Consider the following 16,777-nt stretch of genomic DNA (forward strand, 5'->3'; position numbering starts at 1 on the left):
GTCATATTCTTTTTTGGCTTAGATATTTTATGCTAGAGCCAATTTACACTGTAAATCTAACTGGCTTATAGCCAAATAACGTCAAGGTGTTATGTTCAGCACTCTGAAGTTACTTAGGTATATGGAGTAAAGAGAACCAATTTACAGTGTAAATCGATTATCTAATACCATCTAATTTAGAAAGTAAAAACTGACGAATATAAAGTTCCGTTTCTTTACGACCGTTCAAATTGTACTTATGCGAGACTTCATGCCAGCTTTTATTGAACAGAACCTTTTCTAAAACACAAGGAGTGTTCTCACTGATTTGAACATCTGCATGTATCAGCAGATTCCAAAGGTAAACATACAACGCCCCTAATACCGATTCATAGCTGTTACCGCCACGGGCATAGTGGGCAACTAAGATTGGCATCTCGACAGATTTATCGACATTATTAGCTCTATTTAAAGTTCGACATATCGACAATAAACATTGGCTGTCAAAATGAGGATAAAGGAAAGGTAAGGATATTTGTAAATTTGAAATGAAAGCATTCGAGGCTTGTTCAACCCATTCTGATGATACCTCGGACAACCCACACACCATAAAAACAGAATAGCAGCCACTGGCGGTATCACGCTTAGTGCCGAGACTGACTGTTTGGAACGCATCCCCCCAGAAATTAACGAGATCGGATGTAGCACCAAAGCTAACCGAAATAAAATCCACTTTTTTATTAAGATGCGCTTTTAATAAATGTAATGTCTTTGAGCCAATCCCCTGCCCTTGATAACTCGGAGAGATAGCAATTCGCATCACTCTGGCAGAGTGCTGCTGAGCAGGTTCAGATAAAGCTAAATGATTGGCTAAATAACTGGCAGCAAGTTGCCCTTTTGGTCTTCTTTTTCCAAGCTGAATATCCATGATGGTTTGATCATCTAACCCACCTTCAAAATTCAATAATAAACAACCAACCATAATGCCTTGAGACTGAATCTGAATGACATCAATCGTTTCGTCATCTAGTACTTGAGTTAGGTCATTCGGGGAGGTTTGATAATGAGCATTAACCAACAATCCAAAAATGTCGTGAAATAAATTAGGATTGGCGAGTAACTCATGCTTTTGTACAGAGACCAGTTCCACATCTTCAGGGTTCACCAAACAAGACAGACTCGCGACTTCCTTATCAGCATCTAACAAAAAGGTATTAAACAACCAAAGCTCTAATGGATCATGTTCATTCCAGCGAATAGGCTGCGTCAACTCAATTTGTTTCCAACCTGGTCGATGCTCGTCTAACCAAGCCATAAATTTGAGAGTAAATCCTCTACCACAGCCTTCATAACCATGGATCGTGGTACTAAAAACACAACGGTGATAAAGAGAAACCATCGCTTGCAAACTAGAAAGCGGTAATGCAGCGGCTTCATCGACCAACAATAAATCGGCATTTGGACGATTTAATAATAGATCGTCAGGTGCCATAAAAGAAAGAGTAGAGCCATTCGAAAGTTGCCAATCGGATTTATTTTGTTTAACCCAATGCAGTGATGAAGAAAGTTGAGGAAATTTCGACGCTATGTGAGTGAACATCGGCTCAATGGATTTTCGTGCTGGAGCGGTAACAATAATGTGACAGCGTTTTTCTACCATCAATTCAATGGCAGCCATACCAAGGGATGCCGTTTTGCCACGGCCACGATTAGCATTAATCACTAAAGGTCGTTTACGATGCCCAGACAAAACACGCTTAATCGAATTAATCGCATTTACTTGATCGTCAGTCGCCTCATCAAATGAAAAATGAGTGTCTGCTGAGAATTCGAACGCTGATAATATCTCGCATACAGAGTGAACATCATCAATTCGAGTCCATGATTGCAAGTGTTTATCTAGCCAAACTTTGCTATTTGAATCAGGTAAAGCTTCAAAGTTGATGATAAACACAAGGCCACCGCCAATTAAAGCCCCCAATGCGGCAGTAAAACTGTTGGCATCAAATCCATCATGGCAATCAACAACTAACATTGAAACTTCTCGTCCAAGAAGCTGCTGCCCTTGGTTGTAGTTCAACACAAGACCATTGTTCTTAAACTTAACCGTACTGCCTAAAGCAGCGACTTGTTGTGCGGTGAATTGTTGTGACTCTATATAACGGTCTAATAATAATGATTGCTCCTCTTCATTTAGATTAAGCACCACGCCAGAGCGATGGCGTATTGAAGAGAGTTTTTTAGTTAACTGATTTAAATAATCTAAAGCAGACATAGATAATTAGGCCGTTTGAAAATAATAAGCCAAGCATATCACAGGCACAAAAAAAGCCGCACATTGCTGGCGGCTTATACGTATAGCGTTATTGAAAAGTTGAGACAAACAACTATTCAGTAAATCAAGACTGCAGCTTAGTTTCTACAAATGCCAGAATCTCAGCCATTACTTCATCATCAATTTTCTTCAAAGAAAGCGATAAATTATTGCCTTTTCGGTTATAACTAACACGCCCTTTCACCAACTCAACCTTCTTACTTGCTGGTTCTTTTTGAGTCGGTGCTAACTCTTCAATCCAATCTTCTAGCTGGCTCGATACTTCTTTAGTTAAACGAGCAACGCCGTGAGATTGAGAGTTTTTCCACACGGCTCCATGTCCCGACTGACATTTATTCAATAACTGTTCTTGGGATTTTTGTGGCAATGAATGATAAAGCTTGTGCAGTTTCACAATCGTTGGTCGACCAACATCACTAACGTTAGGATACGCTTGTAATAATTCTAGAGGTAATGCAGCTGCTTTTAATGCCCCACTCACCAAAGCTTCACTGCATTGGAAGATCTGCGCTAAAGCTTTTTGATCGGCAGCCTCACCAGAATCTAATTTAAGCTGCATCTCACGCCCACGCTCATAAAGCGATAAAGGTTTGTGGGCATTAGCAACGTCGGATAAAAACTTAGCGTGTTCTGTCTCTATATTTTCCGCAACATATATTAAAAAATCTTTTTGCGCCAAAATACATGACATACGACGGCGGCTACCGTCTAACACTTCTATTTTTCCATTAACATTACGGCGACCAACAGCAGGGTATTGTTGACCACGTTCTTTTAATGTTACGAGAATATCAGACAGTGCATGCTCGTTAAGAAACGATTGTTCACGCGAGTTTTCGGCAAACACAACCGTTTGCTGCTCAATCTCGTTGGCAGGAACCGAGATTAGCTCAAAAGCGACTAAATCTTGCCCCGCTATCGCAAGCTCAATAACTTGCGCTTTATCTTTTGCTGCCGCTTGTGCTTCCACAGGTGAAGTTGCACGACGCTTATTTGCTTTACCAAACAATTTTGCGTTTAAGTCAGAAGTTTTGATCGCCATTAGTTACTCTCCTGATTAAGTGAAGCCCAATGGCTGTGCATCACACGTTCCAATTCTAGGGCACTTTTTTGTATTGCATCTTGCGCGACGGCTAATGTTTTTTTACCACCTTCGAAGTCACTTGCCGTTAAATCAAACACCGTGCTGTATGTGTCTGCACAAGTTTCAAATGCACGACTACGCGGGATGGTTGCCATCATCACTTGTTCAGCAAGTAAATAGTTCATTTCCGTTAATACCGACACTTGCTTCTTATTGTCATCTTCAAACATAGTTGGCATCAAACGGACAAATTCAAGCCCATGCCAGTCACCAGGAAACATATCGTAAACCGTTGGAAGGTGCTGAAAGAAGTTTACTGTCGAAGCCCAATCTAAACGTTTAGCTGCGCAAGGGATCAATAACGCATTTGATGCGTACATCGCATTCCAAACAAGCGGATCAACGTGTGGACCGGTATCCATCATAATAATGTCAAAGTCATCGGCAATTTTATCAATCAACTTCTCTTTTAATAGCTTAACGATATCTAAAGATTGATTTTGTGATAAATGTTGCCAAGCTTCTGCATTAAACATAGCATCTTCAGGAAAAGCAGAGATGGTTTTTAAATTAGGATATTGCGTAGGCAATAAAACATTATTACGTAAAAACTCGCTATCAATCTCGACATCTTCAGGAACGTTATCCAGCATTACGTCAACTGCAGAATAAATTTCTTCACGGTCTTCAGTGCTAATTTGTGGGTTCAAGAACAAACGTAGCGAACCTTGTGGATCTAAATCAATAAGGCAAATTCGGTAACGTTTATCTAGATTCAAAGCCAAACAAGCAGCAATATGCACCGCCGACATTGATTTTCCTGTACCACCCTTTTGGTTTTGTACATTAACAATCCAAGGCTTATTGCATTGATTTTTTTTACGTTGATAGAACATATCAACGCCAGCTGCATCCATTAATTGATGGGCTTCACTTAAAGTGATCGAATAATGGTTAGCGTTATTTTTAGTAAATTGGTGACCAGCCGCTTCCATTTTTGCAATCGCTTCATCAAGTTTACGTCGAGTTAAACCAGAACGAGTTTCCATTAATGCCTTCGACATTGGAGGGAAATGTTCTTCCCTACGTTCTTCTAATACAATCTCAATACGATCAGCTTGAACCTGTTTGGTTAATTCAGCTAAACGTTCCAGATTTTTAATCGTTTGTTCTCTTTTCATAAGTTCTTCCAATCAACTTAACTAATGTCAAACAGTGTACACCAAAAGACATTAAATACAATAATTTGCTGAACATATAATATAATGAGTATTTTAAAGCTAAATTGTCATTTATTGGCAATAACAATAAAAAAGTCTATTTATAGTCCATTTTTCTTAACTGATTTACCTTGTAAACTTAAAACTTTTAAAGTGTTACGGTGTCACCAATTTACAATGTAAATAGTCATAATCAACGGAACGATTACAAAACCCATAGAATTTACGGGCATTGTCATTTCAATACAAAAAACAAAGAATGACCATAAAAACATTTAGAAAAGAGGGAGGGGAGGAGGGTTTGGCAATATGATAAAGAGAATGCATGGAAAATTGATGCCATTAAAATACAACAAAATATATCTTATCGCTTAATCAGGTATAACCTTAGCTCAAAATATCACTCACCATCGTACGTTAAACATTGAACAGGTATAAATAGGCCCGTTATTCCTCTATATAAAGTGACTTAAGATAACCTCATAGCGTCACTAATCACCATAAATTTACTATATTCCAACATTCTTATCGAACAATACATCACAGTAAAGCAGCAATAATTATGAAAATTATAGATATTTTATACATATACCCTTGATCATGTTTCCAATGCAATGAATGACTTTAACTGGAAACATGATCAAGATAAGACTGTAAATATGCATAGGGATAACAGTTGGATCGAAATACGGATCAATGATCAAGAGAAATAACCCTCTGGAAGCATGGAATCCCTTGTCTAGATTACATCTGATGTCATTTGAATCGACACTGTTGAATACAAAAATACCTACATAATCATTCAATTTATGCCTAGCCCCTTGATCATGCTTCATAAATTGAATGTTTTGCTAAAAATACCAATATTAGTGATGAAAATAACCATCGAAATAGCTCATACTTGATCATCGTTCCAAGATAAATTTATATCAAAACAAAAATTAAAAATCAGATATCTGTGGATAACTTGTCAATAGATGATGATCATCGTTTCATATTTGAATGATCATGCTTCGATGAATTGATGATCATTCTTCTTTCTGAAATTGATCATGCTTTCATTCATACAATGATCATCGTTCAGATATTCTCTTGATCATGCTTTCAAAATGATAAAAAAAATAAACTTTATTATCATTAACTTAAAAGCAAATTCTCGTTCAGATCAATAGATCATATAACCATTTAAGATCAATTAAACAAAAAGATCAGTTATTTAAAGAAAAGTAATTTTTTCTTTCTTTTTTGATCTTTTTTATTTATTCTCTTGGAACTATGTGACATTTACAGCCAATGATAAATGGAATTGCTATGCCTAGCCTTGAAAAGATCTTAATTAAATTACCGAGGGACCACAAAGGGGGTCATTTATTTGAGATCTCAGAACATGCGATCGACTGGATCGAGCAATATCAACATTTCAAAGGCGTAACAAAAAGTATTATTGAGTTATTAAATCTCATATCGCTCAAAGGACTGTCCAGCAAAGATGGCTTAGTTTCAACCACTGAACTCATTGAAGCCACTGATGGGCAATTGACCAGAGCTGCCATTCAACAAAGATTACGAGCTGCGGTTTCCATTGGATTATTTAGCCAAACTCCGGTTAAATTTGAAGAAGGCTTAGCAGGAAAAACCATGCTTCACACCTTTGTGAATCCAAATCAATTAATTTCAATTCTAGGTTCAACAAGTTTAAAAACCGATAGTACTAGGCAAACAGAAAAACAAAAACGTTCGAAAGCTTTGGCACAAACTCAAGTTAACCGCCAACTTTTAACTGAACATGGTTTGTATACACCCCCCGCAATGCGTGATGAAGCAGATCAATTTGTAGTATCGCCAACCAATTGGGCAGGGATTATCGATCAAGCCTTAGCACCACCTAGAACCAGGAAAAGTTACCAAAAATCAATGGTTTCAATATCAGGTACTCGTGCGATAATTGAAACACGATCATCAAAAAACATCATGACGGTGGATGATCTAATGACATTGTTTGCGCTGTTTACGCTTACCGTTCAATACCACGAGCATCATCAAGATGACTACCACATGAACGCCAAGCAGATGCCAAATAAGACGCCATTATACATCACGGATATTTTATCTTTACGTGGCAAAAAAGACAGCGGACCTGCTCGCGACTCAATTCGTGACAGTATCGATCGCATTGAATTCACCGATTTCCAACTCCATGAATTAACCGGCCGTTGGTTAAGCGAAAATATGCCAGAAGGCTTTAAAAGTGATCGCTTCCGGTTTATTGCACGCACGATCACGGCATCAGACGAAGCGCCAACTGAAAGTGCAACCGGTGAAATTCGTATTAAGCCAAATTTATATATTTTAGTGTGGGAACCGTCTTTCTTTGAAGAATTGTTGACCAAAGATTACTTCTTTTTGTTCCCACCAGAGATCTTGAAACAGCATACCTTAGTATTCCAGTTATACACCTTCTTCAGAAGCCGTTTAGTACGTCGTTTAACGGAATCGATGCTACTTAGTGAGATCAACCAAAAGCTCGCTCGTAACATTGAATGGCGACGTTTCTCGATGGATCTGATCCGTGAGTTAAGAAAATTATCGGAAGGTAAAACAACAGAAGATCTTTTCGTCGTGAATTTATGGGGTTATCACCTCACGATCACTACCTTAATGGACAAAGGTAAAATCCAAGATTATCAAATTGATATCCGTTGTGATGCGGAAGAGGTATTGCGTTTTTCCCGTGCTCGTACCACCAATGCCGGCAAGCGCAATATGGCGCCAACGTTACCAAACCCATTACGTCACGAATTAGTTTCTAAGCAAAAGCTGCAAGAGTTATCCGAAATTATTGATGGTGAGTTTGAACCCATTCAACGTAAAGATCCGTCTCCACGAGGGCGTTTAGGCCGTCGAGTGAAGCAGAAAAAACACTTGGTCGAAATTAATGCCGATGAAATTACCATTACCTTATCCAAATATACCTCTCCAGAGGCTCTAGAACGCAGCATAACGGCTTTATCGGCAATGACTGGGCATCCATTTGCTTCAATTCAAGAAGAGTGCAGTGAGCTTGTTAGTAAGCTTGATTGGCTAAGAGTTGGTGAGCAAGTCGTGCCTTATGAGACGCTTAGCAAAACGATAGAACTATTTAATCAAGAAACCAAAGCAAAGCACCTATCCATTGAAAAGTTAATTGGTGGCTTAGCTGTTCGCCGTAAAGTGTGTAAGCAGGTTTTTGAAGGGCACATTGATGAAACCGTGATCCGTGCGTTGGATGAAATGGCGAACACAGCTTAATCGCTCCATTTCTAAGCGTATGACATTAATCTATGCGGCCCAGTTAAGGCCGCATTTTTTATATTTAAAACAGACGGTTTTGATACTTTATTGAAAGCATGATCAAGACACACTTGATCATGCTTTCATAGCCTTGATCATCGTTCCGAATTTTTTGATTGATCGGGTTGATGCATGTTGATCTCACCTAACTGGCTCATAAAAGCTACGTGTAATTCAATCACTTGATCACTGGCCTGCTGGCAATCGGATTGAGTTTGACAACATTCCAGCATCAAGATGGTTAATCGATCAAGCTTATTTGCCCCCCAGTAACGTAACTCTAAAGAAGAGTGTGGGTTAGCGGTGACGGATTGAATTCGAGCATAGGCCAGTTCAATATATTGATAAGCTAATTTTTCATGATCGAGATCTTGAAAGTATTGAAATATCTTCATGCAACCATCTAACCAAATCTCAATCGCTTTTACTTGGGCGTGGGAATGTTGGGGGCGCCATAAACTTTCTGGTGGTGAATGGATAAGGGAAACCAAATCTGAAATGGTATGAATGTTGCGCTGTTGATAGCATTTTTGCATCTGCTCTAACCAAGTTATGAGTTCCATAATGTGCCTCGTTTGCTTGATTGTTTTTTTCAGTGTAGTGGATTTTAAAAGGGGAGGGGCAAAGAAAAGGAGATTGTTACACCAAATAGCGCTAAATTTAGACGGTTGTTGCAGAGAAAAGAAAATTTAATCAAGTTGATCTTGCCAGCAAAAAAAAATTACCTAAAATGCGCAAATCTGCTATCTATTAGATAGGAGCGTCGGTCTTAATACTTTGTCGTATCCATGCTTGAAGTGGTAGCAAGGTTGGTTTGTCGCCTTCACGTGTTCCTTAGATAACGTTAAGTGCCACGAAAATTGAGTATCGATTTATGAGTGATAAGATCTTTGAAACTACACCCAGTTGCTAAGAAATAACAAGCCGTAAACGCACGAGATGAGGGCCATATTTCTGAACTCTGAGTTTGGTCACACTCTTTGTTTTATTTACTTAACAAGTGGATAATTTTTTGCTTAATATCCACATTGTTTCCGTATGGTTTTCTGGAGGTATTTATGTCGATTAATTCAATTGATCATGATGACATGACTGGAATTGCAACAAGTTGGGACGCCAAAGACGAGTCAAATGAAAAAGTGACGTCAAAGCAGGTAAAGAGTGCTGAAGCTCGACGCCGAATTGAAATGCTAAAAGAGATCCGTGAAAGCGGATTGACGCTAGAAGAAGCAAGAGAATTAGGCTTACTTCATTAATAAAGAATTATATAACTCGGTTACCATTACGATTGATGGTGAATTGTGGTTGTAAATAAATAGCAGGGTGACTGACGATTCAGTTCACCCTGTTTTTTTGTTTAACATTTCAACATTTCAGCCATAGTGATTGAGATGATGATATTTTGATGGCAATCTCATTACGAAAAAAAGAAATGCTAGGCTGGCATTAAATTGCAATTTACAGTGTAAACCTGTCAATATTTTTTATTATTTGCTGCCTGCTATGGTATATTTCGGTGTATTAAAACTCTTGAATAAAGGGCGGTAGAATGTCTATCAATTTATCTTTGCTGCCTTCAGCTGAGAAAAATAAGATCGAGTTAGATAAACAAGCTTCCTATGCCGTTTGGCAATTGAAGCAGGCCAAAGCTGGACCTGATTTATTGATCTCGGAAGCTGAAAAAATTCGAAACCAGGGTGAGCGCGATTTTTTCGAGCAAGCTATCCAAAAATACAAACGGATAATGGGTGTAGCATAAACGGCTAACCATCATCTGAAATCATAAGAGACATATCAACTACGCAAACTCTTATGGTGAATATTACGCGTTAAATAGAATCAGAGAGAAGTTTCCCATGGGAAGAAGTTTTGAAGTGCGCAAAGCCTCAATGGCCAAAACAGCAGGCGCAAAAATTAAAGTTTATTCAAAATATGGTAAAGAGATTTACGTTGCTGCGAAAAATGGCGGTTCAGACCCTGATATGAACCTTTCGCTTAAGCATCTTATTACCAAAGCAAAAAGAGATAACGTTCCTGCGCATGTTATCGAAAAAGCGCTTGATAAAGCGAACGGCGGTGGTGGTGAAGATTTCCAACCGGCACGTTATGAAGGTTTCTCTCCTGGTGGCGCAAGTGTGATCGTTGACTGTTTGACAGATAACGGTAACCGTACTTTCCAAGATGTTCGTCAATGTTTCGTGAAAACCGGCGCTAAAATTGGTAGCCCTGGTACAGTTGCGCACATGTTCGATCATCAAGCGGTTTTCCAATTTAAAGGTGAAGATGAAGAATCAGTATTAGAAGCATTAATGATGAAAGATGTTGATGTGACCGATATTGAACTTGAAGATGGTGTGATCACTGTTTTTGCACCACATACTGAATTCTTCAAAGCGAAAACCGCATTGAATGAAGAATATCCAGAGTTAGTGGTGGATGTGGAAGAAATTACTTTTGTTCCTCAAAACCATACTCCAGTCACAGGCGAAGATGTTGCCAAATTCCAGAAATTCTTAGATATGCTGGATGATTGTGATGATGTTCAGCAGGTTTATCACAACGCTGAACTAGAAGAAGAGTAACCTTAATTGGTTAAATGAATAGCCAAACACCGAGCCCAGCCGCTCGGTGTTTTTGTTTTTATCCTGGATTTATTTTGAAGGAGATGTCGGTATGAAAGTGAGCTTTATTGGTTTAGGCGTTATGGGATTCCCAATGGCGGGGCACTTAACAAAATACGGTTTTGATGTCACCGTATTTAACCGCACGCATACCAAAGCACAAGAATGGGCAACTCAATACCAAGGTAAAGCGGTGAGCACGGTAGAAGAGTGTGTAAAAGACGCTGACGTGGTTTTATTGTGTGTGGGCAATGATGATGATGTTCGCAGCATGACTACCAGTGAATTAGGCGCATTGCGCTTCATGAAAGCGGGGTCTGTTTTAGTTGATCACACGACAACATCAGCATCGTTATCTGAAGAGTTATCGCAAGCTGCTCAGCAAGTGCAAGTCGAGTTTATGGATGCACCGGTATCTGGTGGTCAAAGTGGCGCGGAAAATGGCGTATTAACCATTATGTGTGGTGGTTCTCAGCCACTCTTCAATAAACTTCAACCGGTTTTTAATGCTTATGGTAAGTCATCAGTATTAATGGGGGAAGTTGGACAAGGTCAACGCGCAAAAATGGTGAATCAGATTTGTATTGCTGGCGCTCTGCGTGGTTTATCTGAAGGGTTATTATTGGCGCAAGAGTCTGGCCTTGATATTGCCAACCTTGTCAATTGCTTGAAAAATGGCGCTGCGGGTTCATGGCAGATGGAAAACCGAGCAGTAACCATGTCTGAAAATGAATATGACTTTGGGTTTGCGATTGATTGGATGATTAAAGATTTAGGTTTTTGTTTAGATGAAGCCAGCAAACATGGTTTGAATTTGGCGCACACTAAGCAAACTTACGATGACTATGTCACTCTTGCTGCAGCAGGCGATAATCGCATGGATACATCGGTATTGCATAAAGCGGTTCAGAAGACAGCGAAGCAATAATCCTAGTTGTTTGGATCACACCGTTAAAAAGCGAATCGTAAGGTTCGCTTTTTTATTCAAAAAATTCTCCGCAAGGCGTGCCATCAGGATCTACTTCAAGTTTCTGATTAGGGCAATGTAGGTAAAAATAAGCGGCTTCTTTTTGTGAATCCATGTCGGAGCATCGTTGTCGCTCATCACACATAAAACCCTGTTGTGGAGAACGTTTTTTCGATGTAGAAGTATTACCCATATCAAAAAATGCGGCAATTTTGGGTTTTTGATCCGCTACAGTTTTAGGAGGGGGTTGGTAAAAAAACTGCCATAGTGCGAGGCTGACCAAGATAATAAAAGCGATTCTCTTCATGGTTCAATTAGTGTGTGGTTTGGTCAATTAATGAGCACACCATGAGGGATGAAAGTCACAGAGCCAAGTGTCGGCTTGATAATGGTGATGGTTTTGCGAGGAGTTTCTCGCTTTGACCTTAGCTTTACATTGTCTGTGATAGAAAACAATGGAGCTAAGGCCAAAGATATTCAAGGCGGCTTGGTTGTTTTACGCGGTTTGGATAGTGAGATTATTGAGCCATTTTTTCTTTAAGTAACGAGTAAAACACAGCGATAGCTTAACAATTTCTTCTGAAATCATTAATAAGTATACCCACGCGAAGCTCAATTCAGCCACAAATGCACCATATGCAGTTAATGGGATCCCAACCATCCACATCGCGATGAAATCCATGCGTAAACAAAAATGGTTTTCTCCACCAGCACGTAAAATGCCATTGATGATCAGCATATTTAACATGCGGATGATGATAGCAAAACTCATCACAACGAAAGCTGGATCAGCAATACCGCTGAAGTTTGGGCTATCAAGATCAAGAAACGCAATCACATTGTCGCGTTGTAACAACATCACGCCACAGGCGAGAACGCCCATTGCCACAATAAACTTAATGAAGAATTTTGACATTGCTTGCGCCTGTAAGTATTCATCGCGTCCTAGCGATTGTCCAAGCAATACGGAACAGGCCACTGAAATACCCATAAAGATGGCGTAACATAAGCCTTCAAAAGGACCTATCATGCTATAAATCGCCAGCTCAGTCGTACCCATGTGACCATAAATAGTTTGGTATGTTAACGTGCCGAATGCCCATAACACCGCATTTGCAGCATTGGGGATAGCAAGGCGCTTGTATGATTGCCATAAGCGAGGATTGTGCTTTTGATACTCACTGATAATCAGCCAGTGTTGCTTGGCTTTTAATGTGCCGTAAATCAAACCAACCTGTATCACTCGGGCAATGGTCGTTGAAAGTGCTGCGCCAGCCACTCCCATAGCAGGGATACCAAAACCGCCATGGATTAACCAAAAGTTAAGTCCAATATTAATCGCGATAGTGATGGCGGCTAAGATCAACGGCAAAACAGCGTTACCACTTGATCTTAAGCCTGCTTCTGCTGTGATAACCCAGTGGGTCAGCATTAAAAGTGGCAGGCTATATAATAAGTAATCGGCACCTTGTTGGATCACTTGTACGTCATCGGTTTGCAATCGCATGATCTGAGCGCCAAAGCCGACCATCAAAATGGTGACTGGGATCATGATCAACGAACCAAACTTCAACGACTGCATCGTCACCGTTTTGGCGGTGATCTTATCGTCTCGGCCCCAGTATTGAGAAACAAGAGTACCTGTTGCCGTCGCCAGCGCTGCCATGATCATAATCGCAACAAAGTGCCAGCGTGATGCGATACCTACCGCAGCCGTCGCTGTTTGGCCAAAATCGCTGACCATTAATACATCGGCTAATGCCAAAATAGCGACCAATGCACTTTGCAAAGCAACAGGAAATGCTAGCTTTGCCACTCGTGAAAATAGCCGAGGTGGTAAGTGAGACATCGGTGGATTGGTTTGAGTGCAAGAGTGTGGTTGAATGGACATAGGGCGCTCCTCAAGGTAAGTCGCAAATATAAAAGAGCTTTGGGTTAATCAACATGTTTGAAATCACGAAAAACCTGTGCAAATCCGTCATGGAACAAGAGTTGCTCAATCGTCATTGGCAAGATGAAGTGTATTTAGCGGACGCTTGTATGGAACGTTTCATTGTTTCTTCGGAAATACCGGAGCTTCTGGTTGAAGAAGTATCCATGGCGGGGCTAGGGGAGTTCTCACAAGGCTATTCTGTCGAAAGACGCGATCCGGAGATCCACACCATATTATTTACCCTAGATGGCGGAGGTTGTTTAACTACGCGTTATGGAGTTCAAGAGATATCACCTAATAGCGTGACAGTATTGCCTCAAGGTATGCCGTTTCGGTTTGAACTAGGAGATAAGCCTTATTGGAAGATGGCGTGGATTCTACTTCCACCGGTGCCCAAATGGCAGCAAGTTGAGGGCAGCTTACAACGTGTGGAACCCACTCATTTAAGTGAATCTGTGTGGTCGTTGTTAAATTTGATACATCAAGAAGTGCAGGGCAGAGCAACGTTTCGACAATTGTTGTTAAGTGAGCTTACGCGGATCATGTTAGGTTCGACAGATGTGCATCCTTCTAATGCCTCTATGCGGGTACAAAGTGTGTTTAACCTAGTGGAAGCACAGCTACACCTGCCGTGGACAGTCAAAGATATGGCTAAGCGGAGCTTTTTAAGTGAAGAGCAGCTCAATCGAATTTCAAAGCAGCTTTATGATCAAAGTCCAAGCCAACGTTTGATCCGATTGAGAATGGAAAAAGCGCTCGATCTTCTTCATCATAGAGATTGGAGTATCACCATGATCGCACATCGTTTAGGTTACCCTGACCCATATAACTTTACCCACCGTTTTCGCAAAGTATATGGCTGCTCGCCACGAGAGTATCGTAAAAAAGCGCTTTTATAGCCGATAAGAAAAAAGCCATGATCAGGCGATCACGGCTTCGAATATCGACTCGTTTTTATTAGTAATGATATGGAAATTTAGAGAAATCTTTCGGGCGTTTTTCTAGAAAAGAATCGCGACCTTCACGGGCTTCATCCGTACCATAAGCAAGACGAGTTGCTTCCCCAGCAAAGAGCTGTTGTCCTACCATGCCATCATCGGTCATGTTCAAACCATATTTCATCATGCGTAATGCGGTTGGCGATTTTTGGCAAATTATCTTACCCCACTCTAAGGCTTCTTTTTCCAAATCAGCGTGCGGGACAACTTTGTTTACCATGCCCATTTCAAATGCATCTTGCGCGCTGTAATCTAACCCTAAAAAGAAAATTTCACGTGCTTTTTTCTGACCCACCATTTTTGCTAAATAAGCGGAACCATAACCAGAGTCAAAACTTGCCACATCTAAATCGGTTTGCTTAAAGACTGCATGTTCTTTCGATGCTAGGGTTAAATCACACACAACATGCAAAGAATGCCCACCACCTGCAGCCCAACCCGGTACGACCGCAATTACTGCTTTTGGCATAAAGCGGATCAAACGTTGAACTTCAAGGATATGTAAACGACCAAGCGCGGCAGCATCCACCTGATCTTGAGGCATGCCTTCGTATTTGTAACCGTCTTTACCACGGATGCGTTGATCACCACCAGAGCAGAATGCCCAACCGCCATCACGCGAACTTGGCCCATTGCCTGTGATCAACACGCAACCAACATCACTTTGCATACGCGTGTGTTCAAGTGCGCCATAAAGCTCGTCGACTGTTTTAGGGCGAAAGGCATTACGACACTCTGGGCGATTGAATGCAATGCGCACCACACCTGCATCAACCGCACGGTGGTAAGTAATGTCTTCAAAAGAAAAGCCTTCCACTTCTTGCCAATCTTCAGGGTTAAAAATATCAGATACTTTATTCATGATTGCCGACCTTTGTTTTTTCTGGGCATGGGTTATGGGCTAAGAGTAAACCCCAATAGATTAATCGTGCTTGATCTCGGTCGCTAAAGTTTGCTTTTTTAGCGCAAAGAAGGTGATGATCATGGCGACCAATGCCATCACCGCCATTAATAAATAAATGGCATTAAAGCCAGTTGCTAACGCTTGTGGGCTGTAATTCGCAAGGCTGGTTTCTTTCGCTACGCCATTGTTCTTTAAGCTGAGTTGGAAAACGGTCGAGCATGCAGCCACGCCAATTGCACCCCCCAATTCTCGTCCAAAATTAAATAAAGACATGCCAATGCCTCTGTCTTTCGGGGGAAGTACATTTTGCACAACAACACCTAAAGCAGGCAAGGTGAAACCAATGCCAAGGCCAGATAACCCTAATGCCACCGCTTGAAATAGATGATGCTGGATCATGGCAAAGCTGACTGCCGCTAAGAAAAAACCAAATAAGGCATAACGTTTATACTCACCCGATTTATTGACTAATTTGCCACCGCAATAAGCACCTAGTGTAATGCTGATCATAAAGATCACCATGATTTCACCACTAGCAGAAGCCGACAGCCCTTTTTGCCACTGCATTTGCATCGGTAAATAGACTAAAATCGCAAACATTAATAATTGCGAGCAGAGAATCAGTAAGATACAAACTAAATAGCCGGGCAGTTTGGCAAGGCGGGCGGGTAGCATTGGATCCGACACTCGTCTTTCAACAACAATCAGCAGTAAAATAGAAGCGATGAAAGCGCCACCAGTCCAAGATATGGGTAACTCTGCTTCTGGTGATAATAATAGCAATAGGCTAGTGGAGCAGATCATCAGCATCATAGCGCCAAGCCAATCAAACTTAGAGTCTCGTTTTTTATTCAAATGAGATAAATTGCGACGAATGAGAAAAACCGCAATTAACCCAAGTGGAATGTTAATCCAAAATACCCAACGCCAAGAAAGGTGTTCAGCAAAGTAGCCACCTAATAAAGGCCCTGCAATACTGGAAACTGCGTACACCATCGAGATAAACCCTTGGTACTTGCCGACTTCTCGCGCAGGAATACAATCAGCAATGACAGTGAAAGCCAGCGCAATTAACCCGCCCCCACCAATACCTTGGATCACCCGGGCAATGATTAACGTTTGTAGATCTTGTGCAAAGCCACAAGCAATTGAGCCAATAATGAATAAAGTAATGCCGATATACAGCATTCTTACACGGCCTAGGATATCGCTGAGTTTACCGTAAACAGGTAACACCGCCGTCGCCGCCAAGAGATAGGCCGTCACAACCCAAGTCAGTGCATTCCCGGCATTTAATGCATCGCCAATCATAGGCAATGGTGTGGTGACAATACTTTTTTCTAAAGATCCGAGTGCAATGACCAGTGCGACACTCATAAATATTTTCTGTGGAGAAACGGCTTTCT

Annotated in this window: 14 protein-coding genes; 6 read left to right on the top strand and 8 right to left on the bottom strand. The window is 40.8% G+C overall.

Features of this window, described 5'->3' with window-relative positions; all coding sequences use genetic code 11:
• Window positions 1-157: 157 nt before the first annotated feature.
• The 3 genes from A1QC_RS03465 to A1QC_RS03475 all read right to left on the bottom strand — a co-directional run bounded on the left by A1QC_RS03465 (window position 158) and on the right by A1QC_RS03475 (window position 4,579).
• Entirely contained in the window at window positions 158-2,254 is a 2,097-nt protein-coding gene (locus A1QC_RS03465; protein ID WP_017025480.1) for a GNAT family N-acetyltransferase, read from the bottom strand.
• 124 nt (window positions 2,255-2,378) lie between these two features.
• Window positions 2,379-3,356, bottom strand: a complete 978-nt coding sequence (locus tag A1QC_RS03470) for a ParB/RepB/Spo0J family partition protein (RefSeq protein ID WP_017025481.1) — start codon at window positions 3,354-3,356, stop codon at window positions 2,379-2,381.
• Window positions 3,356-4,579, bottom strand: a complete 1,224-nt coding sequence (locus tag A1QC_RS03475; protein WP_017025482.1) for an AAA family ATPase — start codon at window positions 4,577-4,579, stop codon at window positions 3,356-3,358. The genes A1QC_RS03470 and A1QC_RS03475 overlap by 1 nt, the downstream gene beginning before the upstream one ends.
• A gap of 1,350 nt (window positions 4,580-5,929) precedes the next feature.
• Between A1QC_RS03475 and A1QC_RS03485 the strand changes: the two genes are divergently transcribed.
• Window positions 5,930-7,906, top strand: coding sequence for a replication initiator protein RctB domain-containing protein (locus A1QC_RS03485; protein WP_017025484.1), 1,977 nt, complete (start codon window positions 5,930-5,932; stop codon window positions 7,904-7,906).
• 137 nt (window positions 7,907-8,043) lie between these two features.
• On the opposite strand, the gene A1QC_RS03490 is transcribed toward A1QC_RS03485, so the two are convergent.
• The gene (locus A1QC_RS03490; protein WP_017025485.1) at window positions 8,044-8,511 is read right to left on the bottom strand and encodes a hypothetical protein; all 468 of its coding nucleotides are present in this window, start codon (window positions 8,509-8,511) and stop codon (window positions 8,044-8,046) included.
• Window positions 8,512-9,006: 495 nt separating this feature from the next.
• Here A1QC_RS03490 and A1QC_RS03495 point away from each other — a divergent pair, with 495 nt between their 5' ends.
• From A1QC_RS03495 to A1QC_RS03510, 4 genes are all read left to right on the top strand, one after another.
• The gene (locus tag A1QC_RS03495) at window positions 9,007-9,204 is read left to right on the top strand and encodes a hypothetical protein (RefSeq protein WP_017025486.1); all 198 of its coding nucleotides are present in this window, start codon (window positions 9,007-9,009) and stop codon (window positions 9,202-9,204) included.
• Between the two features lie 293 nt (window positions 9,205-9,497).
• Window positions 9,498-9,707, top strand: a complete 210-nt coding sequence (locus A1QC_RS03500; protein ID WP_017025487.1) for a DUF3283 family protein — start codon at window positions 9,498-9,500, stop codon at window positions 9,705-9,707.
• Window positions 9,708-9,804: 97 nt separating this feature from the next.
• Window positions 9,805-10,530, top strand: a complete 726-nt coding sequence (locus A1QC_RS03505) for a YebC/PmpR family DNA-binding transcriptional regulator (RefSeq protein ID WP_017025488.1) — start codon at window positions 9,805-9,807, stop codon at window positions 10,528-10,530.
• 91 nt (window positions 10,531-10,621) lie between these two features.
• Window positions 10,622-11,497 carry an NAD(P)-dependent oxidoreductase gene (locus tag A1QC_RS03510; RefSeq protein ID WP_017025489.1) on the top strand — a complete coding sequence of 292 codons (876 nt, stop codon included), beginning with the start codon at window positions 10,622-10,624 and terminating at the stop codon, window positions 11,495-11,497.
• A 52-nt stretch (window positions 11,498-11,549) separates the two neighbouring features.
• Here A1QC_RS03510 and A1QC_RS03515 read toward each other — a convergent pair whose 3' ends face one another.
• Together A1QC_RS03515 and A1QC_RS03525 are read right to left on the bottom strand one after the other, a co-directional pair.
• Window positions 11,550-11,843, bottom strand: a complete 294-nt coding sequence (locus A1QC_RS03515; protein ID WP_017025490.1) for a hypothetical protein — start codon at window positions 11,841-11,843, stop codon at window positions 11,550-11,552.
• A gap of 189 nt (window positions 11,844-12,032) precedes the next feature.
• Window positions 12,033-13,427, bottom strand: a complete 1,395-nt coding sequence (locus A1QC_RS03525) for an MATE family efflux transporter (protein ID WP_017025491.1) — start codon at window positions 13,425-13,427, stop codon at window positions 12,033-12,035.
• A gap of 53 nt (window positions 13,428-13,480) precedes the next feature.
• Here A1QC_RS03525 and A1QC_RS03530 point away from each other — a divergent pair, with 53 nt between their 5' ends.
• Window positions 13,481-14,368 carry an AraC family transcriptional regulator gene (locus A1QC_RS03530; RefSeq protein WP_017025492.1) on the top strand — a complete coding sequence of 296 codons (888 nt, stop codon included), beginning with the start codon at window positions 13,481-13,483 and terminating at the stop codon, window positions 14,366-14,368.
• A 58-nt stretch (window positions 14,369-14,426) separates the two neighbouring features.
• Here the strand turns inward: A1QC_RS03530 and A1QC_RS03535 are convergent, their stop codons facing one another.
• Both A1QC_RS03535 and A1QC_RS03540 read right to left on the bottom strand, forming a co-directional pair.
• A complete protein-coding gene (locus tag A1QC_RS03535; protein ID WP_017025493.1) occupies window positions 14,427-15,329 on the bottom strand; it encodes a 1,4-dihydroxy-2-naphthoyl-CoA synthase in 903 nt (300 codons plus the stop codon).
• A gap of 60 nt (window positions 15,330-15,389) precedes the next feature.
• The gene (locus A1QC_RS03540; protein WP_039836527.1) at window positions 15,390-16,748 is read right to left on the bottom strand and encodes an MDR family MFS transporter; all 1,359 of its coding nucleotides are present in this window, start codon (window positions 16,746-16,748) and stop codon (window positions 15,390-15,392) included.
• Between the last annotated feature and the right edge of the window lie 29 nt (window positions 16,749-16,777).

This window comes from Vibrio rumoiensis 1S-45 (assembly GCF_000286955.2).
Classification (GTDB): Bacteria; Pseudomonadota; Gammaproteobacteria; order Enterobacterales; family Vibrionaceae; genus Vibrio; species Vibrio rumoiensis_A.

Coding starts and splice junctions, on each gene's coding strand:
- A1QC_RS03540 (WP_039836527.1), bottom strand. CDS start 16,748: ATGAGTGTCGCACTGGTCATTGCACTCGGATCTTTAGAAAAAAGTATT.
- A1QC_RS03485 (WP_017025484.1), top strand. CDS start 5,930: ATGCCTAGCCTTGAAAAGATCTTAATTAAATTACCGAGGGACCACAAA.
- A1QC_RS03530 (WP_017025492.1), top strand. CDS start 13,481: ATGTTTGAAATCACGAAAAACCTGTGCAAATCCGTCATGGAACAAGAG.
- A1QC_RS03495 (WP_017025486.1), top strand. CDS start 9,007: ATGTCGATTAATTCAATTGATCATGATGACATGACTGGAATTGCAACA.
- A1QC_RS03475 (WP_017025482.1), bottom strand. CDS start 4,579: ATGAAAAGAGAACAAACGATTAAAAATCTGGAACGTTTAGCTGAATTA.
- A1QC_RS03505 (WP_017025488.1), top strand. CDS start 9,805: ATGGGAAGAAGTTTTGAAGTGCGCAAAGCCTCAATGGCCAAAACAGCA.
- A1QC_RS03535 (WP_017025493.1), bottom strand. CDS start 15,329: ATGAATAAAGTATCTGATATTTTTAACCCTGAAGATTGGCAAGAAGTG.
- A1QC_RS03490 (WP_017025485.1), bottom strand. CDS start 8,511: ATGGAACTCATAACTTGGTTAGAGCAGATGCAAAAATGCTATCAACAG.
- A1QC_RS03465 (WP_017025480.1), bottom strand. CDS start 2,254: ATGTCTGCTTTAGATTATTTAAATCAGTTAACTAAAAAACTCTCTTCA.
- A1QC_RS03525 (WP_017025491.1), bottom strand. CDS start 13,427: ATGTCCATTCAACCACACTCTTGCACTCAAACCAATCCACCGATGTCT.
- A1QC_RS03510 (WP_017025489.1), top strand. CDS start 10,622: ATGAAAGTGAGCTTTATTGGTTTAGGCGTTATGGGATTCCCAATGGCG.
- A1QC_RS03500 (WP_017025487.1), top strand. CDS start 9,498: ATGTCTATCAATTTATCTTTGCTGCCTTCAGCTGAGAAAAATAAGATC.
- A1QC_RS03515 (WP_017025490.1), bottom strand. CDS start 11,843: ATGAAGAGAATCGCTTTTATTATCTTGGTCAGCCTCGCACTATGGCAG.
- A1QC_RS03470 (WP_017025481.1), bottom strand. CDS start 3,356: ATGGCGATCAAAACTTCTGACTTAAACGCAAAATTGTTTGGTAAAGCA.